The organism is Cupriavidus necator N-1, from assembly GCF_000219215.1.
Classification (GTDB): domain Bacteria; phylum Pseudomonadota; class Gammaproteobacteria; order Burkholderiales; family Burkholderiaceae; genus Cupriavidus; species Cupriavidus necator.
Genome location: NC_015726.1, coordinates 3431613 through 3454400 on the forward strand (window position 1 = coordinate 3431613; position 22788 = coordinate 3454400).

Annotated in this window: 19 protein-coding genes; 7 read left to right on the forward strand and 12 right to left on the reverse strand. The window is 66.7% G+C overall.

Annotated elements, in window-relative coordinates; translation table 11 throughout:
• The first annotated feature begins 13 nt into the window (after nt 1-13).
• From CNE_RS16080 to CNE_RS16090, 3 genes are all read left to right on the forward strand, one after another.
• Nucleotides 14-928 carry a LysR family transcriptional regulator gene (locus CNE_RS16080; protein WP_013958145.1) on the forward strand — a complete coding sequence of 305 codons (915 nt, stop codon included), beginning with the start codon at nt 14-16 and terminating at the stop codon, nt 926-928.
• Nucleotides 929-1065: 137 nt separating this feature from the next.
• Nucleotides 1066-1581, forward strand: coding sequence for a winged helix-turn-helix transcriptional regulator (locus CNE_RS16085; RefSeq protein WP_013958146.1), 516 nt, complete (start codon nt 1066-1068; stop codon nt 1579-1581).
• The gene (locus CNE_RS16090) at nt 1574-2932 is read left to right on the forward strand and encodes an MATE family efflux transporter (RefSeq protein ID WP_013958147.1); all 1359 of its coding nucleotides are present in this window, start codon (nt 1574-1576) and stop codon (nt 2930-2932) included. Before CNE_RS16085 ends, CNE_RS16090 begins: the two co-directional genes overlap by 8 nt.
• A gap of 34 nt (nt 2933-2966) precedes the next feature.
• On the opposite strand, the gene CNE_RS16095 is transcribed toward CNE_RS16090, so the two are convergent.
• The 4 genes from CNE_RS16095 to CNE_RS16110 all read right to left on the reverse strand — a co-directional run bounded on the left by CNE_RS16095 (nt 2967) and on the right by CNE_RS16110 (nt 11418).
• Nucleotides 2967-4415, reverse strand: a complete 1449-nt coding sequence (locus CNE_RS16095; protein WP_013958148.1) for an efflux transporter outer membrane subunit — start codon at nt 4413-4415, stop codon at nt 2967-2969.
• Nucleotides 4412-7570: an efflux RND transporter permease subunit gene (locus CNE_RS16100; RefSeq protein ID WP_013958149.1), complete on the reverse strand. Its 3159-nt coding sequence runs from the start codon at nt 7568-7570 to the stop codon at nt 4412-4414. Before CNE_RS16100 ends, CNE_RS16095 begins: the two co-directional genes overlap by 4 nt.
• A complete protein-coding gene (locus tag CNE_RS16105; protein WP_041228173.1) occupies nt 7567-8802 on the reverse strand; it encodes an efflux RND transporter periplasmic adaptor subunit in 1236 nt (411 codons plus the stop codon). Before CNE_RS16105 ends, CNE_RS16100 begins: the two co-directional genes overlap by 4 nt.
• A 219-nt stretch (nt 8803-9021) precedes the next feature.
• Entirely contained in the window at nt 9022-11418 is a 2397-nt protein-coding gene (locus CNE_RS16110; protein WP_013958151.1) for a hypothetical protein, read from the reverse strand.
• Nucleotides 11419-11766: 348 nt separating this feature from the next.
• On the opposite strand from CNE_RS16110, the gene CNE_RS16115 reads away from it, so the two are divergent.
• Entirely contained in the window at nt 11767-12915 is a 1149-nt protein-coding gene (locus tag CNE_RS16115; protein ID WP_013958152.1) for a metallophosphoesterase, read from the forward strand.
• Nucleotides 12916-13119: 204 nt separating this feature from the next.
• Here the strand turns inward: CNE_RS16115 and ettA are convergent, their stop codons facing one another.
• Complete coding sequence (gene ettA / locus CNE_RS16120) at nt 13120-14787, reverse strand: energy-dependent translational throttle protein EttA (protein ID WP_013958153.1); 1668 nt, start codon at nt 14785-14787, stop codon at nt 13120-13122.
• A gap of 138 nt (nt 14788-14925) precedes the next feature.
• Here ettA and CNE_RS16125 point away from each other — a divergent pair, with 138 nt between their 5' ends.
• Nucleotides 14926-15150 (forward strand): hypothetical protein, encoded by a 225-nt coding sequence (locus CNE_RS16125; protein WP_010812270.1) that lies wholly within the window; start codon nt 14926-14928, stop codon nt 15148-15150.
• Nucleotides 15151-15163: 13 nt separating this feature from the next.
• Nucleotides 15164-15733: a M48 family metallopeptidase gene (locus CNE_RS16130; RefSeq protein WP_013958154.1), complete on the forward strand. Its 570-nt coding sequence runs from the start codon at nt 15164-15166 to the stop codon at nt 15731-15733.
• On the opposite strand, the gene CNE_RS16135 is transcribed toward CNE_RS16130, so the two are convergent.
• From CNE_RS16135 to CNE_RS16160, 6 genes are all read right to left on the reverse strand, one after another.
• Complete coding sequence (locus CNE_RS16135; RefSeq protein ID WP_013958155.1) at nt 15718-16614, reverse strand: endo alpha-1,4 polygalactosaminidase; 897 nt, start codon at nt 16612-16614, stop codon at nt 15718-15720. The genes CNE_RS16130 and CNE_RS16135 overlap by 16 nt on opposite strands.
• 332 nt (nt 16615-16946) lie before the next feature.
• The gene (locus tag CNE_RS16140) at nt 16947-17405 is read right to left on the reverse strand and encodes a DUF2846 domain-containing protein (RefSeq protein ID WP_013958156.1); all 459 of its coding nucleotides are present in this window, start codon (nt 17403-17405) and stop codon (nt 16947-16949) included.
• On the reverse strand, nt 17402-17809 hold the full coding sequence (locus tag CNE_RS16145; protein WP_013958157.1) for a hypothetical protein: 408 nt from the start codon (nt 17807-17809) through the stop codon (nt 17402-17404). Before CNE_RS16145 ends, CNE_RS16140 begins: the two co-directional genes overlap by 4 nt.
• A 263-nt stretch (nt 17810-18072) precedes the next feature.
• Nucleotides 18073-19077 carry a Bug family tripartite tricarboxylate transporter substrate binding protein gene (locus CNE_RS16150; protein ID WP_013958158.1) on the reverse strand — a complete coding sequence of 335 codons (1005 nt, stop codon included), beginning with the start codon at nt 19075-19077 and terminating at the stop codon, nt 18073-18075.
• A 15-nt stretch (nt 19078-19092) separates the two neighbouring features.
• Nucleotides 19093-20514, reverse strand: a complete 1422-nt coding sequence (locus tag CNE_RS16155) for an amidase family protein (protein ID WP_013958159.1) — start codon at nt 20512-20514, stop codon at nt 19093-19095.
• Between the two features lie 105 nt (nt 20515-20619).
• Nucleotides 20620-21354 (reverse strand): FadR/GntR family transcriptional regulator, encoded by a 735-nt coding sequence (locus CNE_RS16160; RefSeq protein ID WP_238553008.1) that lies wholly within the window; start codon nt 21352-21354, stop codon nt 20620-20622.
• 304 nt (nt 21355-21658) lie between these two features.
• Between CNE_RS16160 and CNE_RS16165 the strand changes: the two genes are divergently transcribed.
• Entirely contained in the window at nt 21659-21982 is a 324-nt protein-coding gene (locus CNE_RS16165) for a 2TM domain-containing protein (protein WP_013958161.1), read from the forward strand.
• Nucleotides 21983-22020: 38 nt separating this feature from the next.
• Here CNE_RS16165 and CNE_RS16170 read toward each other — a convergent pair whose 3' ends face one another.
• The gene (locus CNE_RS16170; protein ID WP_013958162.1) at nt 22021-22782 is read right to left on the reverse strand and encodes a LytR/AlgR family response regulator transcription factor; all 762 of its coding nucleotides are present in this window, start codon (nt 22780-22782) and stop codon (nt 22021-22023) included.
• Between the last annotated feature and the right edge of the window lie 6 nt (nt 22783-22788).

Here is a 22788-nt window from a genome sequence, read left to right on the forward strand (position 1 = left end):
CAGGCAATCCCCGATGGACCTCAACCTGATCCAGGCCTTTGTCGACATCGTCGATGCGGGCAACCTGGCCGAAGCCGGCCGGCGCCGCGGCGTGACGCGCTCACAGGTCAGCCGCCAGCTGCGTGAGCTGGAGCACCAGGCCGGCGCCCAGCTGCTGCGCCGGACCACGCGCCGGCTGGAACTGACCGGGCCCGGCCATGCGCTGTACCAGCACGGCGTGCGCATCCTGCAGGAAGTGGCCTCGGCGCAGGCCGAGATCGACAGCCTGGGACAGACCCTGCGTGGCCATGTGCGCGTGAGCGTGCCTACCGGGCTGGGCGATGCCTATATCGCGCCGCTGCTGCTGCAGTTTGCGCAGAAGCACCCCGGCATCACGCTGCGCGTGTTCTTCGCCAACCGCGTCAACGACCTGATCGCGGCCGAGATCGATGTCGCGCTGAAGGTCACTTCGGCGCCACCGCTGGATCATGTGGCGCGTGAAATCTGCGACATCCGCTGGCAACTGTATGCATCGCCGGAATACCTCGCAGGCATCCCGCCGGTACAAGTGCCGCCGGACCTGACCGGCTGCAACTTCCTGTGCCCGCCGTACCCGCCGCGGCAGTTCCCGCTGTCGCTCTACCGCGACGGGCAGCGCGTGGACGTGGCGCTGACGCCAAAGCTGCAGTCCGAAAACTTCCTGTTCCTGGCGCGCGCCGTGCGCGAGGGCCACGGGATCGGCATGCTGCCGGTCTACATCGGCTGGGAGGAAGTGCGCACCGGCCGGCTGGTGCCGGTGCTGCCCGACTGGCGCCCGGAGGGGCTGGGCAACAAGCTCTTCATCATCACCACGCCCAACCTGCACCCGTCGATGGCCACCCGCGCGCTGATCGGGTTCCTGCGCGAGGAACTGGACAAGCTTGAGGTGTTCCGCGACGCGGTGGCGTAGCCGGCACCACTGGCCGGTAAACGAACGCTTTCCGGACCCAGGGTCGCAGCCCGCCCTGCAAACTTTCGTTTTGCAAGCTATTCTCCAGAAAACTTGCACTTTGCAAGTAAGCCGACAGGACCAGAACGGCGGAGACCATGCCCCCTACCGATTTCACCTCGATGCCCTGCCCCGTGGCCCGCTCCATGGCCGTGCTGGGCGAACGTTGGGCCATCCTTGTGCTGCGCGAGGCCTTCTACGGCAGCACGCGCTTCGACGAGTTCGAACGCAACCTTGGCATCGCCCCCAACATCCTCAGCGCGCGCCTGAAGACGCTGGTGGCGCACGGGCTGCTGGCCCGCGTCACGCCCGAGGGCGGCGCTCGCCACGTCTACCAGCTGACCGACAAGGGTCGCGACTTCTTCCCGGCCTATGTCGCGCTCAAGGCCTGGGCCGACCGCTGGATGATCGATGAAAAAGGTCCGCTGACGCTGCTGCAGGACCGCCGCACCGGCGCCGAGATTGCCGAGCCGGCGCTGGCGCGCGCCGACGGCAGCGCGATCACGCTGGACGACGTGCGCGTCTTGCCCGGCCCGGGCGCCGGCCGCTTCCTGCGGCAGCGCTTTGGGGAGGCCGAGACCGCTGGCGAGCAAGGGGAGGCCCGCCATGACTGACACGCGCGCATTGCCTGCGAGCGCCCTGCCCGCCGAGGCGGTGCCGGCCACTGAAATTGCGCGCCGCATCGGCAAGCTGGCCGGGCCGACCGCGCTGATCGCCGTGCTGCAGGCCTCGGCCCAGCTGATCGAAACCTGGCTGGCCGCGCGCCAGGGCACGGCGGCGCTGGCCGGCTGGGCGGTGGTGCTGCCGTTTGCGCTGCTGCTGCAGCAGATGTCGACCGGGGCCATGGGCGGCGGCGTGGTCGCGGCCATCGCCCGCGCGCTCGGCGCCAACAAGCGCGAGGAAGCGTCATCGCTGGTGATGCACGCGCTGCTGATCGCAGTGACCGCCGGACTGGCCTTTGCGGTGGTGCTGGCGGGCTTCCCGCGCGGCGTGCTGGGCGCGGTGGCCGGCGCCACGGCGGCGGAGGCCGCTGCCAACTATGCGATCTGGCTGTTCGGTGCCGGCGCGATTCCGGCGTGGCTGGCCAATACGCTGGCCTCGGTGCTGCGCGGCGGCGGCCGCCATGCGCTGGCCGCACGCGTGCTGGCGCTGATGTGGATCGCCTTCCCGGTGCTGTCGTGGCTGCTGGCCGAGCCCGCCGGCATGGGGCTGGCCGGCATCGGCGCCGCGCTGGCGGCGGTGTCGTGGGCCGCGGCGCTGGCCATGGCGATCGTGGTGGCGCGCGGCGGCGCTGGCTTCGTGCCAGTGCTGCGGGTACGGCCGTCGTGGGAGTTGTTCGCGCGCATCCTGTCGGTGGGGCTGGTGGCATGCGCGCTGGCCTCGGTGGCCAACCTGACCACCATCCTGGTCACCGCGCAACTGCGCCACCACGGCACCGCGGCAGTGGCGGCCTATGGCATCTCGGCGCGGCTGGAATTCCTGATGATCCCGCTGGCCTTTGGCGTGGGCTCGGCGCTGACCGCGCTGGTCGGCCGCGCCGTGGGCGCAGGCGACTGGCATACCGCGCGCCGCACGGCATGGGTCGGCGCGTTCCTGGCGCTGGTCATCGCCGGCACCGCCGGCATTGCCGTGGGCCTGGCGCCGGTGCGCTTTGCCAGCCTGTTCACCCATGACGCCGAAGTGATCGCCATCGCCGCGCGCGCCCTGTCATGGGTAGGGCCGGCCTTCGGCGGCTTCGGCCTGGGGATGGCGCTGTACTTTGCCTCGATGGGCGCAGGCCGCATGCGCTGGCCGGTGGCCGCGGGGCTGTGCCGGATCGCGCTGGCGGTAGGCGGCGGCTGGCTGCTGGCCAACGTGTTCGGGATGGGGCTGGACGGACACTTCCTGGGGGTGGCGCTGGGGATTACGGCCTATGGCGTGGTCACGGCACTGGGGGTGCGGCAAGGGGAATGGTCGGCGCGGTAAGTGCCATGCGGCTGGCAGGCGCCAGCCGCCCCTGCTACCGCCTCAACACCTTCGCATCCCCCTGCATCCCCGCATCGCGCACATCCTGCGGCACCGACGGCCAGCCGCCGCCGAGCGACTTGTACAACGCCGCAGTGCCGGTCAGCACGTCCACCTGCCCCTGCACCGCCGACAGCTGCGCGGCGAACAGCTTCTCCTGCGCCGTGGTCACCTCCAGGTAGCTGGAATAGCCGCCTTCGTAGCGCGCGCTCGACTGGTCGGCATAGATCACCAGGCTCTTCTCCTGCTGGCGCAGGCTCACCAGGCGGTTGCGTGTCTCGATGCCGTTGGAAAGGGCACTGTTGACGTCGGCCAGCGCCGCCAGCACGGTGCCCTGGTAGGCCAGCATGGCCTGCTCGCGCTGTGCCGATGCGGTCTGCACCTGGCCGCGGATGGCGCCGCCCTGGAAGATCGGCTGGGTCAGCCCCGCGCCGAAGCCCCATACCTGCGAGGCGCTGTGCCACAGCCCCGCCGGCGAGCTGGCGATGGCGCCGAACAGGCCACTCAGGTTGACGGCCGGCAGGTAGAGAGCCTGTGCCGCGCCCAGCTGCGCGTTGGCGGCAATGGCGGACTGCTCGGCCTGCAGCACGTCCGGCCGGCGCGACAGCAGCGCGGCTGGCAGGTCCGCACCCACCGGCGGCGGCTGCAGTTCATTGACCGGCTTGCCGCGCTCGATCGGCCCCGGCTCGCGGCCCAGCAGCACCGACAGCGCGTTCTCGGTCTGCGCGATGCCGCTGCGCAGCACCGGGATCGTCGCCTCGGTCACATAGAAATCGTTCTCTGCCTGCGACAGCTCAACCTGTGAGATGACCCCGCCCTCATAGCGCTGCCGGAAGATATCCAGCCCAGCCCCGCGCGCCTTCAGCGTCTGCTGCGCGATCTCCAGCTGCGCGTCCAGCCCGCGCAGCGTGGCATAGCCCTGCACCACCGATGCCGCCAGTGACAGCACCACGCCACGGCGCGCGTACTCGGCGTTCCACAGGCTGGCCTCGGCGGACTCGGCCTGGCGCCGGATGCGGCCCCACAGGTCGATCTCCCAGCTGGCATTGGCGAGCAGCTGGTAGGAATTGCGCGGGCCATCGAGCGACGCGAACGGCGTGCCGTTGAAGGTGCCGGCGCGCTGGCGCGTGGCCGCCGCCGACAGGTTCACCTGGGGGAAGAATCCCGAGCGCACCACCATCAGCTGGCCGCGGAACTCATCGATGCGGGCCGCGGCAATGCGCACGTCGTAGCTGTTGCGCAGCGCCGTCTCGACCAGCGTGTTCAGCACCGGGTCGTCGAAGCTGTCCCACCAGGCGCTGTCCGCGGCAACGGACAGCACGCCGGTGTCGATGCGGTACTCGGCCGGCTCGGGCGTGGCCGGGCGCTCGTAGTTGGGGCCGATGGCGCAGCCGCCCAGCGCCGCGGCCAGGCAGGCACCGGCCAGCCGGTGGCGTGCGCTCATGACGGTTCTCCGGCCGGTGGCGTGGTGGGCGCGGCCCCGGCCTTGGGCTTCGGCTTGCGCTCGGACATCACCTCCAGCCCCCAGAAGAACATCGGGATGAAGAACAGCGCAATCACCGTGGCGCCGAGCATCCCGCCGATCACGCCGGTGCCCAGCGACTGTCGGCTGGCCGCCGACGCGCCGCTTGCGATCGCCAGCGGCACGCAGCCGAGGATAAAGGCGAGCGAGGTCATGATGATCGGGCGCAGGCGCAGCTTGGCCGCATGCAAGGCGGCATCGTAGGCACTGAGGCCTTCCTTGTGCCGGATTTCCACCGCGAACTCGAAGATCAGGATGGCATTCTTCGCCGCCAGCGCAATCAGCACCGTCAGCCCGATCTGGAAGTAGACGTCGTTCTGCATGCCGCGCAACAGGATGGCAACCAGTGCACCGAACAGCGCGAACGGTACCGCCAGCAGGACACCGAACGGCAGCGACCATTTTTCGTACTGCGCCGCGAGGATCAGGAACACCATCAGCAAGGCAAAGGCAAAGACCATCGCTGCCGTCGATCCGGCGGTCTTCTCCTCGTACGCCTGTCCGCTCCAGGCAAAACTGTAGCCCTGGCCAAGCACTTCCCGCGCCACGTCCTCCATGGCCGCAAGCGCCTGGCCAGAGCTGTAGCCTGGCGCGGCATCGCCCATGATCTTGGCGGCCGGGAAATTGTTGAAGCGGGTCATGATATCGGCGCCCGGGACATACCGGGATGTCGTCACCGCCTTGATCGGCACCATTTCGCCGTTGCCGTTGCGCACGTAGACCTTGTCGAGATCCTCCGGACGCGAGCGGTAGTCGGCCTCGGCCTGCAGGATCACCTGGAACAGCCGGCTGTTCTTCGGGAACTGGCTGACGAAAAGCGAACCGAACATGGTCTGCAGCGCAGAATAGACCTGTTCGACGGGCACGCCCTGGGTTTCGGAGCGTTCGCGATCCACCTCCACCAGCAACTGGCGCGAGCGCGTGTTGATGGTGGAATTGATCCCGGTCAGCTCTGGCCGCTGCCGCGCCTTGGCGATAAAGGCATGCACCCGCTCCTCCAGTTGCTGGTAGGTGCCGTCCGCCGTGCTCTGGAGCCAGAACTCAAAACCACCGGTCGTTCCCAGGCCCGGGATCGAGGGCGGGTTGATCGGAATGGTCACACCGTCCTGGTAGCTCGCAAACTCCTTCTTCGCCTTGGCGATCAGATCCGCCGCGCTCTCGCCCTCCTTGCGGTCATGGAAGCCCTTCAGCGTGATGAACAAGGTGGAAGCATTGGCCTTGTTCTGCGAATCGATCAGGCTGTACCCGTCCACGGACGCCACCGAGCTGACGCCGGGCTGCTTGGCGTACCAGGCCTCGGCACGGGAGGAGAGATTGCCGGTGCGGTCCAGGCTGGCCGCATCCGGCATCACCACGGCACCGAACAGATAGCCCTGGTCCTCCACCGGCAGGAACGACGACGGTATCCGCACGAACATCAGCACGCTCACCCCGATCATGACAAGGATGATGACGATGGAGATCACCGTCCGCCTGATCACGAGCTGCAGCGACTTGTCGTACCCCTGGATCATGCGATCGAACGAATTGTTGAACCACTGGAAGAAGCGGTTCTTCTTGTGCTCGCCGGGCTTGAGCAGGATTGCCGCAAGCGCCGGCGACAGTGTCAGTGCCACCACCCCGGACAGCACCACCGACACCGCGATGGTGACGGCAAACTGCTTGTAGAGCTGGCCGGTAATGCCGGACAGGAACGCCACCGGGATGAATACCGCCAGCAGCACCAGCACGATCGCAACCACGGGGCCGCTCACCTCGTCCATGGCACGCTTGGCCGCCTCCTTTGGCGGCAGCTTGAACTCCACCATGTTGCGCTCGACGTTCTCGATCACCACGATCGCGTCGTCAACCACAATGCCGATGGCCAGCACCATCCCGAACAAGGTCAGCATGTTGACCGAGAAGCCGAACATGCTCATGCCGACGAAGGCGCCGATGATCGACACCGGCACGGCAAGGATCGGCACGATGGTTGCGCGCAGGCTCTGCAGGAACAGGTAGACGACCAGAATCACGAGGATCACCGCATCGCGCAGCGTGTGCACCACCTCGTTGATCGATTCGTTCACAAACTCGGTGGTGTCGAGCGCGACCTCATATTCCAGCCCCGGCGGGAACGACTTCTTCAGTTCCGCCAGCGTGCTGCGCACCTGCTTGGCCACGTCCAGCGCATTGGCGCCCGGCTGCTGGTAGACCGCCAGCAGCGTGGCGGTCTTGCCCTTGTAGCGGCTGCGCAGCGAATAGTCCTTGATGCCTAGCTCGGCCCTGCCGATGTCCTTGAGCCGCACCAGCGCGGCGTCGCCCGACTGCGCGCGCAGGATCATGTTCTCGAACTCGGCGGGCTCGGTCATCTGGCCCTTGGTCGCAATCGGGAACGTCTGCAGGACTGTGCCCGTGGTCGGCGACTGCCCGATACGGCCGGCGGAGAACTGCTGGTTCTGCGCGCTGACAGCGTTCTTGACGTCTTCCGTGGTAATGCCCAGCGACGCCATCCGGTCCGGCCGCAGCCAGATCCGCATGGCGTAGTCCGGATTGCCGAAGATCGCCGACTGGTTGGCGCCGGGAATGCGCTTGAGCGCATCCAGCACATAGATGTTGGCGTAGTTGCCGACGAAGGTCTGGTCGTAGCTGTTGTCCGGCGAGAAGATGGCGATCACCATCATGAACGCGGACGAGCGCTTCTGCACGGAAACCCCCTGGGCCGTGACCGCTTCAGGCAGGGTCGGCAGCGCCAGGTTGACGCGGTTCTGCACGTCTACCTGCGCCAGTTGCGGATCGGTTCCGATCTCGAAATACACCGTCAAGGTCAGGTCACCCGTCGAGGAACTCGTCGAGTTCATGTACATCATCCGGTCCGCGCCGTTGACCTGCTGCTCGATCGGCGCCGCGACGTTCTGCGCGACCACTTCCGCGCTGGCTCCGGGGTATCGAGTCGTCACCGTGATCGACGGCGGCGTGACGTCCGGGAACTGGGCAATCGGCAGTTTGGTCAGCGCGACCAGGCCACCCACCACGATGATGATCGACAGAACCGACGCAAAGATGGGCCGGTCGATAAAGAAGTGGGCAAGCTTCATGGCTTGCTCCCTGCGCTCTCCGTGCCCCTGGCCTGGGCGGGCGATGACGCGCCTGGCGCACCTGGCGCGCTGGCGGCGGCCGCACCTGCCGCGGGCTTCTGTCCGGGAACAGCCTCGACGGCCTTGACCGGCGCGTCGGGCGTCAGCCGCAGCCCGCCGCTGACGACCACGCGCTCGCCGGCCTTCAGGCCGGAGCGGATCACCCAGTTGTCACCGGTCCACTGGCCCACGTCGACCACGCGCTGCTGGGCCTTGTTGTCCGCGCCGACCACCCACACCATCTGCCCGCGCGGGCCCTGGATGACGGCTTCCTGCGGCACCGCCACGGCCTTGGTGCGCTCGGCGCCATGCAGCTTCACGCGCACGAACTGGCCGGGGCGCAGCGTGCCATCCGGATTGGCAACCTCGGCGCGGATCATATAGGTGCCGGTCTCGGCACTGAACGAGGCATCGGCAAAGGTGATCTTGCCGTGATGCGGGAACTGGCTGCCATCGGCCATCACGATCACCACGTCAAAGGCGCCCTTGGGCGGGAACTTGAGCGCGCCGGATTCCTGCTCCGAGCGTGACGACAGCACCTCGTTCTCGGACAGGCTGAAGTTGACCCACATCGGGTCGAGCTTGGCCACGTAGGTCAGCAGGCTGTTCGACGGATCGATATAGCTGCCGACCTGCTTCTTGGCAAAGCTGGACACCCCGGTGACCGGTGACTTGATCGTGGTATAGCCCAGGTTCAGCCTGGCATTGGTGACATTGGCCCGGGCCCCCTCCACCGCGGCCGCGGCGGCCTGCTGCTTGCCAACGGCGTCGTCCAGGTCGCGCTGGCTCAGCGCATTGCGCTCGGCCAGCGGGCGCACCCGCGCCAGGTCGGCATTGGCGGTCTTGAGGCGCGCCATCTGCTGCGCCATTTCGGCGTTGGCCGCATCCAGCGCCGCGGCGAACGGCTTGGGATCCATCAGGAACATGGTCTCGCCGGCCTTGACCACCGCGCCCTCGGTATAGACGCGCCGGTCCAGGAAGCCATTGACGCGCGCGCGGATCTCTACCTGCTGCGAGCTCTGGGTCTGGCCGACGAAGTCATAGACGATCGGCACATCGCGCAGCGCCACCGTCATCGTGCCAACCTCGGCCGCGGGCGGTGCACTGGGCGCCGGTTTGTCCTTGCCGCAGGCGGCCAGCGTCATCGCGCAGACCAGCCAGAGCGCGCCGCGCCAATGGAAAGCAGTGTTCACGGATCCCTCTCCCGCCATGGTTATGCACGCGATTGCCGCGCGCGCACGCCGGCGACCTTCCGTCGTGCCGGACCGGTGGCCGCACTCGCCTCTTTACCGGCAGGGTAAGGCTCGGCCCTGCGGGCGCCAATTCAATTCTTTTGTAGGCGTCTTTACTGCTTTCGACTTGCTTTCGCCCGCACCCGCGCAGTTGCCCGCGCGGGCTGCCAGGGCCCTGGCTCAGCGGCGGAAGCCGCCATGGAAGCCGCCGCCGCGGAAACCACCGGCACGGCCGCCAAAGCCGCCACCACCGCCGCGCCCCTGCCACTGCTGGGCCGTGCCCTGGAAGCGCTGCTGGCCTACCTCGCGCGCCTGGCGCTGCTGCTCCAGGCGTGTGGTGGCGTCGTTGCCGGACTGCACCGGCTGCCAGCCGCTGGGGGTGTGCTTCTGCCAGCCGTCGTCGGTGTGCTGGTACACCGAGCCGTCGTGGCCGGCATACACGTTGCCGTTGTTCCACACCACCGCATTGTTCTTGTCCGGATTGGCGACAAAACCACGGCTGCCGGCAGTGTGCTGGCCGGTCTGCGTATTGCCGGCAATGCCCGCTTCGGCCGCGCCGACGCGGCCGGTCTGCGCGTTGTAGCCCGCCGCCTGGCGGCCGGCGGCATAGTTGCCGGTGTAGGTGTTGCCGGCCACGCCGCCGCGCGCCGCGCCCTCGCGCCCGGTCGACGGATTGGCGAACGAGCCCTGGCGGCCCGCCGCATAGTTGCCGGAATAGGGATTGAACGCCGCACCGCGGCTGCCCTGGTAGCGCGCCCCGGTGGCCGGGTTGTAGCCGGCGCCGGCGGTGCCGCGCCATTCGGTGCCGGTCCAGGCGTTCCAGCCCTGGGCGTGGGTCACGGTGCCCTGGCCCCAGCGGCCGTAGAAATTGGCCTGGTTCACGTTGACGTAGTTCCAGTTGTACGCCCCGCCCCACAAATAAGGGCCCCAGTACGGCGACGCCGCCCCCCAGAACGCGCCCGCGGCGAAGCCGAAGGCAAAGCCCTCGGCCATGCCGATGCCAAAGCCGGCGCCGTAGCCATAGGTGGCCGGGTAGCCGTAGTAGACCGCGCCCACATAGGGCGGATAGACATAGCCGGTGCCGTACACGACCGTGCCGTCGGCGCTGACCACCACGCCCATATAGCCAGGGGTGTAGCCCACCACCACGGTCACCGGCGCGACCGAGTAGATGCGCACGTAGGTCACGTAGTAGACCGGCGAAGTCGGCGGGATGGTGTAGATCGCCGACGGCACCTCGGTGGCCACATGCCACGGGCCGGACGGCGCCGGCGCCGTGAACCAGACGCCGTTGGCGACCGCGTAGTAGTGGCTGCTGTCGACCTCGATCACCGGGGTGCCGCTGTTGACCGCGTAGCTGAGCGAAGTGCCGGTGATCGGCGTGAAGCGCGGCGCGCCGTCATACGCCACCGCCAGGCTGGCCTTGCTGCGCGACACCGTGGCGGTCTGCGGGATGGCCGCGGCGATCTCGGCCTCACGTGCCTGCGGCGTGCCGGGCACCGAGACCAGCACATTGGCCTTGGGGTCGGTCGCCGGGATTCTGGCGAAGTCTGCCGGCAGCTGGCTGCCGGGCACGTACTCCCACGGCCCGGTCAGCATCGGCGCGCGGAACCAGCGGCCCGAGACCAGCACGTAATACTGGTTGGCGGCCGGATCGACAAAGACCGCATGGTCGGCGTTTGACATCGTCAGCAGGCCGACGCCGCTGACCGGCGTCATCTGCGGCGCGCCGCTGGTCATGACCAGCTCGGTCGGCTGCGTGGCAAAGAGAATCGCCGGCGCCCTGGCCGGCCGCTTGCCGTCGGCCGGCAGCATCGAATCGGGCTTCATGCCGGCCGCCGCCTTGGTGGCCGCGCTCTCCAGCGCCTTGGGCACGGTCGTCATCACTTCCCAGGCGCCGCCGGCCGATTCGGAGCGATACCAGTAGCCGGCCGCCTTCAGGTGCAGCTCGCCACCGGATTCGCGCAGCAGCAGCGCGCGGCTGTTCAGCGCCCGTTCGTACTGCGTGCCCGGCACGGCGCGCCAGGCCGGCTCGCCGTCGACCAGCACCAGCAGTGTCGGCGTGGTGGCAAAAAGGATCTGGGGCACGTCGTTGCGCACCGCCACACGGCCAGCCTTGGCCAGTTGCTGCGATACCGCGTAGCTGGCCTGCAGCTGGTCCAGCGGCACCGTCAGCCCGTTGGCCGGCAGGCGCGAGACCAGCGCCTGGCGCACCCGATCGGCGGCGTCGGGCCGGGTCGGGACTTCGACGCTGTCCACCGTGATCCGGGTCAGCTGCACCAGCCCGGAGGGCTTGTCGATATCGCCGGTGGCCGAGAAATGCACCACACCGTAGGTCGGCGAACCCGATTTCTCGCCCACCGCCACCGCCGCGCGCCCGGACAGCCGGTTGCCGTCCCAGGTCTCGATCTGGGGCTGGTACAGCTCCACATGATCGGTGGCGGCGTCAAAATTGCGCGGCCAACTCAGGGCAGCCGCGGTTGGCCTGGACGGCGTGGCGGCCTGCGGGCTGAGCGGGGCGAATGCAAGCCACGCCGCGGCGATCAGGGCGCTGGTCTGCTTCAGGCGAAAAGACATGGGTTTCTCCGGGAGGAAGCTGCCTGCGCCGGCGGGCCGGCACCACGGGCACGATGCAGCACAACAGGCGACCCCTCCCGCGAATCTAAATTAGGCCGCAAAGGCGAACAATCTGATTTGAAAACATTCAGGATCTGCCAGAAAAAAGACAGATCAGCCGGCCTCGACAGCGGCCTTCGTACAAGAAGGAGTCGGGGCGGCGCGCCGCCATGTCAAGCCGCAACGCGCCGTTGCGACGCGCGCAGGCGAGGCGGGTGTGCATCTTGCTTGGCCTGATGCCACCCCATCGCCCCTTGAAGCCGCCCCCCGCGGCCTCATCTTCAAAGACTCCCCCCTGGCCCCGCCCCCATGCCTCCACGCACCACCATCCTGACCGCCGCCCTCGTGACAGCCCTGCTGCACGGCTATATCGGGCTGCGCCTGCTGCCGGCGATGCCGGTGCCGATGGCGGTCAAGGCATTGGCCGTCGCCTGGCTGGCCCTGTCCTGCGCCCTGCTGCCGGCCGGGCTGCTGGCGCGGCGCGTCAGCCAGCCCTGGTCGGACCTGGTTTCGTGGATCGGCATGCTGGCAATGGGATTCTTCTCATCCCTGCTGGTGCTGACGCTGGTACGCGACGTGGCACTGGCCGCCGCCTGGCCGGCGGAACGGCTCCTCGGCTGGCACGCGCCCGGCCTGTCCGCGGGCAGTGCCGCGGCGGTGCCGCTGCTGGCGCTGCTGGTCACGCTGGCCGGCTATATCAATGCCCGCCGGCTGGCACGCGTGGTCGAAGTCGACGTGCCCGTGGCCGGCCTGCCTGACGCCCTGCACGGTTTCACCATCGCCCAGATCAGCGATATCCATGTCGGGCCCACCATCAAGCGGCCCTACCTCGACCGCATCGTCGACCGCGTCAACAGCCTGCAGGCCGACGCCGTCGCCATCACCGGCGACCTGGTCGACGGCACCGTGCGCGAACTGTCCGCCCACACCGCGCCGCTGGCCCGGCTGCAGGCGCGCCACGGCACCTACTTCGTCACCGGCAACCATGAGTACTACTCCGGCGCGGAACCGTGGATCATTGAGCTGCGCCGCCTGGGCGTGCGCGTGCTGATGAACGAACACGTGGTGCTGCAGCACGACGGCGACGCGCTGGTACTCGGCGGCGTGACCGACTACTCCGCCGGCCGCTTCCACGAAAGCCACCGCAGCGACCCGCACCGCGCCATCGCCGGCGCCCCGGCACACGCCGGCGCGCGCGTGCTGCTGGCCCACCAGCCACGCACCGCTGCCGCCGCGGCGGAAGCAGGTTTCGACCTGCAGTTGTCCGGCCATACCCACGGCGGCCAGTTCTGGCCGTGGAACCTGTTCGTGCCGATGCAGCAGCCATACACCGCCGGACTGGTGCGGCATGGCTCGCTGTGGATTTATATCAGCCGTGGCACCGGGTATTGGGGGCCGCCGAAGCGGTTTGGGGCGCCGTCGGAGATTACGCGGGTGAGGCTGGTGAAAGCGGGCTAAGAGATTGCCGTAGAAGGCCGAAGAATAGTCGCAGGCATGGTGCAGCAAAAAGCCCCGACTCAAATTGAGCGGGGCTTTTTGTTTTGGCGACGGTCAGTGCTGCTTTCCTTGCAAGTCCATCGCACTGAATGCCTTTTGTGCAAAGTCTGTGATTTGTCGTTTGCACGAAAGCGCGAACGACGAATTAACTCCGCTACACAACGCTCACCGCACAATCGGCTTATACCGAATCCGCTTGGGCTTGGCCCCTTCCTCACCCAGCCGCCGCTTCTTGTCCGCCTCATATTCCTGGTAGTTGCCCGGGAAGAACTCCACATGCGAGTCCCCCTCGAACGCCAGGATATGCGTAGCAATCCGGTCCAGGAACCAGCGATCGTGCGAGATCACCATCACGCAGCCCGCGAATTCCAGCAGCGCGTCTTCCAGCGCCCGCAGCGTTTCCACGTCAAGGTCGTTGGACGGCTCATCCAGCAGCAGCACATTGCCGCCGGCGATCAGGGTCTTGGCCATGTGCAGGCGGCCGCGTTCGCCGCCCGACAGCGTGCCGACCTGCTTCTGCTGGTCGCCACCCTTGAAGTTGAAGCGGCCTATATAGGCGCGCGACGGCGTTTCGTACCTGCCCACCGTCAGGATGTCGGAGCCGCCCGAGATCTCTTCGAACACGGTCTTGGTGCCGTCGAGCGCGTCGCGGCTCTGGTCGACAAAGGCCATCTTCACGGTCGGCCCGATCTTGATCTCGCCGCTGTCGGGCTGTTCCTTGCCGGTCAGCATGCGGAAGAAGGTCGACTTGCCGGCGCCGTTCGGGCCGATGATGCCGACGATGGCGCCCGGCGGCACCTTGAAGCTGAGGTTGTCGATCAGCAGGCGGTCGCCGTAGCCCTTGCTCACGCCTTCGAACTCGATCACCTCGTTGCCCAGGCGCTCACCCACCGGGATGAAGATTTCCTGGGTTTCGTTGCGCTTCTGGTAGTCCTGGCTGTTGAGCTCGTCAAAGCGGGCCAGACGTGCCTTGGACTTGGCCTGGCGGCCCTTCGGGTTCTGGCGCACCCACTCCAGTTCCTTGTGCAGCGCCTTCTGGCGGGCCGATTCGCTGGCCTCTTCCTGCTTCAGGCGCGCTTCCTTCTGGTCCAGCCACGAGCTGTAGTTGCCCTTCCAGGGAATGCCCTGGCCGCGGTCCAGTTCCAGGATCCATTCGGCAGCGTTGTCGAGGAAGTAGCGGTCGTGGGTCACGGCCACCACGGTGCCCGGGAAGCGCGTCAGGAATTGTTCCAGCCATTCCACCGATTCCGCATCCAGGTGGTTGGTCGGCTCGTCCAGCAGCAGCATGTCGGGGCGCGACAGCAAGAGGCGGCACAGCGCCACGCGGCGCTTTTCACCGCCGGAGAGATGCTCGATCCTGGCGTCCCACGGCGGCAGGCGCAGCGCGTCGGCGGCGATTTCCAGCTGCAGTTCGACGTTGTTGCCATCGCTGGCGGCCAGGATGGCTTCGTACTTGGCCTGGTCGGCGGCCAGCGCGTCGAAGTCGGCGTCCGGCTCGGCATAGGCCGCGTAGATCTCGTCAAGCTTCTTGCGCGCCTCGAACACGCCGCCCAGCGCCTCTTCCACCGACTCGCGCACGGTCTGCTCGGGGTTGAGCTGCGGTTCCTGCGGCAGGTAGCCGATGTTCAGGTTGGGCATCGGCGTGGCTTCGCCCTCGATTTCCTTGTCGAGGCCGGCCATGATCTTGAGTACCGTGGACTTTCCCGAGCCGTTCAGGCCCAGCACGCCGATCTTGGCGCCGGGGAAGAACGACAGCGAGATGTCCTTCAGGATGTGACGCTTGGGCGGGACGATCTTGCCCACGCGGTTCATGGTGAAAACGTACTGTGCCATGGGTGCGTGTTGGAGGGTTGTTCGGGAATGGCGGGAGTGTATCAGGCAGGCGCGGCGCGCTGAGGCGCTCCTGCTCGATTCCGCCCTGGCCGGTACAATGACAGCTTCGATTTTTCGCCGATTTCCCGAGCCATCGCCATGAGCAAACCCGCCCTGACCCTGAAGTTCAAGTGCAAGAAATGCACCAAACCCGTCACGCTGTACCTGCAGAAGACGTCGGCCTGCTCGCACATCACCCCGTACCAGGGCTTCTGCAAGTGCGGCGAGATGATGCGCCACGCCACCGGCGACAAGGACGCAGTCGAGTCCTTCGTCAACTCGCTGGACAACAGCTGGATGCACCACCATCACCACCACCACTGAGCAGGCCACTGCCGTGAGTGAAACCTGGCGCCCCGCCGGCAAGGACCCGACGCGCTTCCTGGGCGGCTACCCGCCCGGCGTGCTGGAGCAGGTGCGCGAGCTGATCGCCGCCGGCCGGCTCGGGGACCATATCGCCCGGCGCTACCCCGGGCGCCATACCGTGCAGACCGACCGCGCGCTGTACGAGTACACCACGGACATCAAGCAGGAGTATCTGCGCAGCGCGCCGCCGCTGCACAAGGTCGGCTTCGATGCGCGCCTCGATTCGGCCCAGCGTGCGCTGGGCCTGCACACCGCGATCTCGCGCGTGCAGGGCGGCAAGCTCAAGGCAAAGAAGGAAATCCGCGTGGCGTCGCTATTCAAAGAGGCGCCGCCGGAATTCCTGCGCATGATCGTCGTGCACGAGCTCGCCCACCTGAAGCAGAGCGATCACGACAAGGCCTTCTACCGGCTCTGTGAACACATGGAGCCGCGCTACCACCAGCTGGAATTCGACACCCGCCTGTGGCTGGCGTGGCGCGAACTGGACAAGGCGGGGACGGCGGCCGCCCCCGCCCCGGCAATTACTCAGTCGCAGGCGTAGCGCGAGCTGCCGTCCAGGTTGGCCGGCATCACCAGCGTGCGCAGGTTCGCTGCCCTGGCCGCGGCACACAGCGCATTGCGCTGGGACACGGTCTTGTACCTCGACTTGTACTCAATGTTGAAGACCGCCTTGCCCTGGCCGGTGAACGCCGAATAGGCGCCGCACTCCTGGTACTGGAAACACTGCTCGTTGACGGCGAAATCAAAGTCCGCCGCCAGCTGCCCGACCTGGTCGATATCGTTTTTCAGGCCGATGGCAAGGCCGCGCGCATGCGCCTCGGTCGCCAGGAAGCGGTTGTAGTCCAGCTGCGTGTCGGCCGTCAGCGGCAGACCCGTGCTGTTGGTATAGCCGTCGACATTGTCCGCATCCACGCCATCGCAGCGCTTGGACACGGCCAGGTTCATGCGCGCCTGCATGATCCGGCGCACGTTGGCCGAGCGCGTATCCACCCAGCGCTCGCCGGCCCAGCCCGACAGCGGGCTGCCCAGATCGCTCGCGGTGAACTGGCTGTAGTCCGGACGCCAGTCTTCTGCGCTGCCGGCCGAGAAATAGCAGACCACGCGCTGGCCCTTGGCGTGCAGCGCGTCGATGGTGGCCTGCGGCGTGTCGAACAGGTCGAAGTTGTACATCACGACCGGGTAGCTGGTATTGAGCTTGCCGGTGAGCTGGATCTGCCAGGTGTCGGTGATCGCGGGCATCCAGCGCGTGGTTGTGCTGGTGACGGTGGTAGCCGTGGTGCCGTACTTTGTGGCTTCCGTTGCCGTTGCTGCGGCCGGCGACGCCATCTCCGTCGCGTCCCCGTCCCCGCCGCAGCCGCCCAGCGCCATTGACAGCGCAACAGACAGCATGGCCCCCGCCATGGCTGCATATTTGCCGTGCATGATTTCCCCCTTCCTTGTCGTAAACCCCGTTGAAAAGCAATCGGCCCATGTTGTCCCCGCCCTGCAGCGGCGGGCCTGCCGCTGGGGTTTATGCAATGTAGCGGATTGGTACCATGGTTTGGAATGCCCATGCGCCCGTTGTTCGTGCGGCGAAACACATGATGCGCTTGACGCAACGCTGAGGCAGTCGGAGGCCTGCTTTAGTGCGTTTTGTTTGTTGGGGTTGGTGAAGGCGCAGCTGGAGAGTTTGTTGGCAGAGGATTCAGCCGCTTGATCCGGACGCCTTCGGTTGACGACGCATTGCGTCGTCAACCTGAGCAAGCTTGTAATGCTTACTTTGCCGCAGCCTTCACCTGATCACCGGTATAGCTCAGCGACGCCAGCTCTTCCTTCGCCTTCTCAGGCGTTTCCAGCTCCAGCACCACGCGGCCCACCATCAGCCCCAGCGACGGGGAGCTGCGCACGTACTTCGTCTCGCCGGCATCCAGCATGAAGCTGAGCGTCTTCTCGGTTTCGGTCGAAGCCGCCGCGACATACTTGCCAGCCGTGCGGTCCACGAAGAAGAAACCGCCGGGCTTGGATTCGCCCACGACCTGGCTATTCAGGCGAATATCTGGCTGGATGGCCGCCCCGAACATCGACGCCGAACGCAGGAAATAGATCCGGCCCTCGCCCGGCTTCAGCGTGGGCATCGATGCCGCCATCTCGGCGTGCTTCACGCCCGAAGCGCATCCCGCCAGCAGCGACGACACCGCCAGTCCGGCGATCAGCATGCGCGCAATCCGTTTCATTCCGATTCTCCCAAGTTCAAAGGTACTGCTGTCGTTAGCGGGGAGTAGTTCTGCTCCCCAGGCAGATAGAAGCCCACCAGCGTCTTGTTGCGAACGACCAGGTAGGCCTCGTGAACATGGCGGCCCTCGATTGTGAGAATGGTGCCGACGGGGCGGTAGACATCGCCTTGCGGGAGGCGCCCGACCTGCGACCAGGTCGACTTGGCAGCGAGGTCTCGGGAATAGCCGGTGTCGAGCTTGACCTGTGCCGGCGCCAGAAGCTGAACGCGCTTGGCCGTGGCGGCTGGCTGCATGAGCTCCACCGTTGCCGGGGTGGTCGCGATCATTGGGGCGCAGGCGGAGAGTGCCAGGCTAAAGCCTGTGGCGAGCCACAGGCGGCGGGCGCCGAAAGAGAAGGAGGTCATGGCTGGATACCCTAGGGTGTATGGCTCGCAGCCTGTGTGGCTGCGCCCCACAGCAATTGCGCCAGTCGGCACGATGCGGCGCCATTGGCACTTTCCCTTGGCGCCGGCCGGGTTGTCTTCTGAGGCTAATTACGACACTGGGGCGGACATGCTTAATACAAGGCGGCACCCTACAGGAGGAGGGTGCCGCGGGAATTCTCCAGCAAGCTAACACAAATAGAAATCGTCTCCAGCCGAGTCTGGCTGCGGCTACGGAATTCCGCTCAATCCCCCTTGAAACCCGACGCCTTGATCACCGGGGTCCACCGTGCCGAGAGCGCGCTCGCATACCTGGCAACCTCATCAGAAGTGCCGCCCGGCAAGATGTCATAGCCAGCGCGCGCCAGCTTCTCGCGCACATCCGGCATGGCCAGCACCTTGCGCACGGCCTGATACCACTGCGTTGTCACGTCGGGCGGCGTGTTGGCGCGGACGTAAAGCAGATAGCGCGACGACGTCACCAGGTTGGGAAAGCCAGACTCCGCAAAGGTAGGCACATCCGGCAAGGCATCGGCGCGCTTTTCCCCTGCCACGGCCAGCACGCGAAGCTTGCCGCCGCGATGCAGCTCGGTGAAGGTCGTAATGGCGTCCATGCCCGCCGCGACCTGGTTACCCATTATTTCCGTCACCATCGCCGCGCCACCGCGATACGGCACCAGCGTACTGCCGGTGCGGGACTGGCTGACGAACTCCACGGCAAGGAAATGCAGCAGCGAGCCAACCGTGCTGATGCCGATCGAATAGTCAGCCGGCTTGGCCCTGGCGGCCTTGACGAAGTCGGCCAGTGTCTTGATGGGTGAGCTGGCGCTGACCGCGATACCGAACTGGACGCCCGTCACATCGGTGATCGCCGTGAAATCGGTGGCGGGGTTGAAGCGCATATTGCTGTAGATCAGCGGCCCGATGAACATTGGATCGACGGGGGCCAGCAGCACGGTGGTGCCGTCGGCCGGCGCGTTCTTCAGGAATTCGGCCGCCACGCGCGTCCCGGCACCGGGCCGGTTGTCGACGATGACGGTGCGGCCCATTGTGTCTTTCAGCTTCTCGGACAGCAGGCGGCCCATGTAATCGGCCGGCCCTCCCGGCGGGAACGGCACGATGATGCGCGATACGGTCTGCCCCCATGCGGTCCTGGAGAGCAGGCCACCGGTACACAGGGCGGCGGCGGTGCCGGCCAGCATGGCGCGGCGCGACAGCCGTGGGGAGTAAGCAGGTTTGCGTTCGTTCATGGGAAGCTCCTGGGACTAGATGCCGGTTTGCACGTCGGTGAAAGGGGTAAAACGCGTCGCGTCTTCAATGGCCTGGCCGGCGCGCAGCAACAGGTCTTCCCGGAAGCGCCATGCCATCAGCTGCACGCCGACCGGCACGCCGCCGGCCATGCCCGTCGGCACGGACAGCCCCGGCATGCCGAGCATCGCCGTTGCCAGCATGGGGCTCTGTGCGTCCAGCAAGGCCCGGTTCTCTTCTGGCGTGCGGATATCCGCGTCTTGCACGCTCGGGCGCTGCCACGACACCGGCATCAGCACCAGCGGATAGGTTTGCATGAACAGCGACCAGCTTCGTGCGATCGCCTGGCGCCGCGCCAGGGCATCCAGAAAGCCATCGCGATCGGTTTCCTGCATCCCGTCCAGCATGTTGCGCTGGCTTTGCCGCATGGCCTCGTCGCCATGCTGGTCAACGCCTGCGATGATGTTGCGGCGGCTGTCATCGACCGTCAGCGTGCGCCAGAGCGCTGCCGCTTCCATGAAATCAGGCAGGCTGGCTTCCTCGACGGCGTAGCCCGCTTGCTGCAGCCATTGCGCGGCACTGTCCAGCGCTGCGCTGACCGCGGGATCGACGGGAATGCCCGGACAACGCCGGAACAGCGCGACGCGTATCGGTCCCGGCGGCAACGGCAGTTCCAGCGGCACCGGCACCCATGCCGGGTCGCGCCCGTCATAACGGGCCATGGCGTGGTAGCCGAGCCGCAGGTCGGCAATGCTGCGCGCAAGCGGCCCCTGCACGGACATGAGTTGTGGCGTGATGCTGCGCTCGGCAGTGGCCGACGGGTTGTACGCGGGCACCCGCCCCGTCGTCGGCCGCAAGCCGACGACACCGCAGGCATAGGCCGGATAGCGAATGGAGCCGCCGATATCATTGCCATGCGCCAGCGCTCCCATGCCGGAAGCGACCGCGGACGCGGCACCGCCGCTGGACCCACCGGGCGTGATATCCGCATCCCACGGGTTCAGCGTGCGCCCATGCAGGCCGTTGTCGGTAAACCAGCGCGAGGAATAGGTAGCCGTATTGCTGCGTCCGACGATGATGGCCCCGGCACTGCGCAGGTTTGCGACCACGGGGGCATCCTCACGCGCGATGTTGTGCTTCAGCGGGATCACGCCGTTGGTGGTGGCATGGCCCGCCTGGTCGACATTGATCTTGATCGTGACCGGCACGCCATGGAGCGGCCCCAGTTCTGCGCCCTCGGCGACCTGGCGGTCTGCAACATCCGCGCTGGCCAGCGCCTCTTCTGCCAGCACCTCCGGCAACGCATTCAGACGAGGGTTAAGGGCGTCGATGCGGGCCAGCACGCTGGCCGTGACCTCGCGGCAGGAAATCTCGCGCCGCCGCACGGCATCGGCAATATCGACGGCGCTCCAGCGCCAAAGCAAATCAGCAGGTTTCACGTCAAGGCTCCCAGGATTCAGGCAATAGGAATCCCACCCGCCGTGTCGGATGCGACGATGGCGGTTGGGTGTGCAGAAAAGGGGGGACGCTAGCGCGTCAGGGGATCAGTCGCCCGGGCTCATCAGCAAGCTCCCGCGGTCCACCCGGGATTCGGCCTCCAGGGCCAGGGATTCGGCATGCTCCATGTGCTCCTGCATCAGGGCACGCGCACGCTCCGGGTCGCGCGACCGGAAGGCTTCGATCAGCGCGTTGTGGCTGTGGAAGATCTCTTCATCAAAGTCGTCGAAATCATCCTGCGCATTCCGTACCACGATGACGCGGCGGATGATGTCGTTGAGCAGGCGGCAGAACAACGCCAGCATCGGGCTGCTGCAGGCGTCGGCCAGGCGGTCGTGGAACAGCAGGTCGGCTTCGCGCCGCTCGTTCCAGTCCGTGCTGCCGCCATGTTCCGGGTGGCTCAGCCCGACCAGGGCTTCCAGATCGGCGATATCGGCATCGGTCAAGCGCAAGGCGGCGTTGGCTGCCAGCTCCGGCTCAACCGCGCGGCGCAGGGCGTACAGCGTGACGATGTCGACCGACTGGAAGTACAGGAAGTTGGACACTGCCTCCAGGCATCGCTCATAAGGCGGCTGCGTCAGAGTGGCACCGCCGTTCGGCCCCGTGCTGACCTTGACCAGCCCCTGCGCCTGCAGCGAGGCAAGCGCCTCACGCACCGTCCCGCGTGCGACGCCCATCTGTTCGATCAACGCTGCTTCCTGCGGCAGCTTGTCTCCGACATTCTGGTGCGTCTGCACGATCCAGCGCTTGATATCGTTGACTACCTGGTCCGAACGCTTCACGCGTCTGCTGCCCTCTATCTGAGGAGTGGGCTTGGAGTCCATCGCTTCGTATTTATGATCATAATTACTATGATTATGGTGAAGGACTGGGCTTTTCCTATGCGGGTATTCCCGGCGGCGGGGCGAAAAGCTGATCAGGTCGCAGCATGTCGGGGGACATGGAGGTGTCGGACCTGCCGACATTCGCACTATCCGGGCGCACACCGGCGAACGAAATCCGTCGATTCGGCCCATGGGCCTGGAGAGGCGCTTTGCAGTGGCCTATACCTGAGGCAAGCCAACCATCTTGATCACGAGGTATCCCATGCACCACGCCCTCCCGCCCAACGACGACCCCAACGCCATGGCCTACTGGCGCGCGCGCCGCATGGTGCGTGCCCTGCGCGGCTGGTACATCCACCTGCTGGTCTACGCTGTCGTCAATGGCTGGCTGTGGTTCCGCTTTTTCTACTTTCCCTCGCCGCGGTGGTCGCACTATGCCAGCACCGGCTGGCCGTGGCCGCTGACCACCACCCTGGCCTGGGGCCTGGCGCTGGCGGTGCATGGGTTGCTGGTCTGGACGCGGCTGTCGCGCCGCGGACGTGACTGGGAACAGCGCAAGATCCAGGAATTCATGGATCGCCAGTGAATCCCTCAGCCGGCGGCGCAGTGGCGCCGCTGGCTGCCTTACATCTGCCGGAAACGATGCATGTAGGCGCGCGATACCGGCAGTTCGGCTTCGCTGTCGCGCATCCGGACAAAAAGCCGTCCCGACTCATCGCGGCGCGTGCCGGCCACGTATTCCATGTTGACGATGGACGAGCGGTGGATCTGCCAGAACACCTCGGGATCGAGGCCGGCAATCAACTCCGCCAGCGGTGTGCGGATCAGGTGTTCGCCATCGCGGGTATGCACGACCACGTACTTGTCGTCGCTCTGGAAGTACATCACCTCCTGGATCGGCACGTGGCTGGTGGTATTGCCACGGCTGGCGCGTACCCAGCGCAACTGGCCACCGGTTTCCGCGCGCGGCTGGGCGCGCGTGAGCTGGTTCAGTAGCTGTGCCAGTTCCGGCAAAGGCGCCGCTTCCTGCAACGCCTTGCGCAGCCGCTCGATGGTGCGGCCGAGCCGTTCCTCGCTGACCGGCTTGACCAGGTAATCGACTGCCGCGCGCTCGAACGCATCGAGCGCGAATTCGTCATAGGCCGTGACGAACACCAGCCGCGTATCGGTTTCAATCCCTTGCGCCACCTCCAGGCCGGACAAGCCGGGCATCTTGATGTCGAGGAAGGCTACGCTCGGCGACAACCGTGCGATGGCGTCGGCAGCTTCGATGCCGTTGGTCGCCTCGGCAACGATCTGCAGTTCCGGCCAAAGGCGTTCCAGCTTGCCGCGCAGATATGCGCGCAGGTGCCCTTCATCGTCGGCAATCAGGGCAGTGGGCGTCATAGGGCG

What these genes read in the sequence shown, in the direction of transcription:
- CNE_RS16080 (WP_013958145.1), top strand. Translation starts at nt 14, where the DNA reads ATGGACCTCAACCTGATCCAGGCCTTTGTCGACATCGTCGATGCGGGC.
- CNE_RS16085 (WP_013958146.1), top strand. Translation starts at nt 1,066, where the DNA reads ATGCCCCCTACCGATTTCACCTCGATGCCCTGCCCCGTGGCCCGCTCC.
- CNE_RS16090 (WP_013958147.1), top strand. Translation starts at nt 1,574, where the DNA reads ATGACTGACACGCGCGCATTGCCTGCGAGCGCCCTGCCCGCCGAGGCG.
- CNE_RS16095 (WP_013958148.1), bottom strand. Translation starts at nt 4,415, where the DNA reads ATGAGCGCACGCCACCGGCTGGCCGGTGCCTGCCTGGCCGCGGCGCTG.
- CNE_RS16100 (WP_013958149.1), bottom strand. Translation starts at nt 7,570, where the DNA reads ATGAAGCTTGCCCACTTCTTTATCGACCGGCCCATCTTTGCGTCGGTT.
- CNE_RS16110 (WP_013958151.1), bottom strand. Translation starts at nt 11,418, where the DNA reads ATGTCTTTTCGCCTGAAGCAGACCAGCGCCCTGATCGCCGCGGCGTGG.
- CNE_RS16115 (WP_013958152.1), top strand. Translation starts at nt 11,767, where the DNA reads ATGCCTCCACGCACCACCATCCTGACCGCCGCCCTCGTGACAGCCCTG.
- ettA (WP_013958153.1), bottom strand. Translation starts at nt 14,787, where the DNA reads ATGGCACAGTACGTTTTCACCATGAACCGCGTGGGCAAGATCGTCCCG.
- CNE_RS16125 (WP_010812270.1), top strand. Translation starts at nt 14,926, where the DNA reads ATGAGCAAACCCGCCCTGACCCTGAAGTTCAAGTGCAAGAAATGCACC.
- CNE_RS16135 (WP_013958155.1), bottom strand. Translation starts at nt 16,614, where the DNA reads ATGCACGGCAAATATGCAGCCATGGCGGGGGCCATGCTGTCTGTTGCG.
- CNE_RS16140 (WP_013958156.1), bottom strand. Translation starts at nt 17,405, where the DNA reads ATGAAACGGATTGCGCGCATGCTGATCGCCGGACTGGCGGTGTCGTCG.
- CNE_RS16145 (WP_013958157.1), bottom strand. Translation starts at nt 17,809, where the DNA reads ATGACCTCCTTCTCTTTCGGCGCCCGCCGCCTGTGGCTCGCCACAGGC.
- CNE_RS16150 (WP_013958158.1), bottom strand. Translation starts at nt 19,077, where the DNA reads ATGAACGAACGCAAACCTGCTTACTCCCCACGGCTGTCGCGCCGCGCC.
- CNE_RS16165 (WP_013958161.1), top strand. Translation starts at nt 21,659, where the DNA reads ATGCACCACGCCCTCCCGCCCAACGACGACCCCAACGCCATGGCCTAC.
- CNE_RS16170 (WP_013958162.1), bottom strand. Translation starts at nt 22,782, where the DNA reads ATGACGCCCACTGCCCTGATTGCCGACGATGAAGGGCACCTGCGCGCA.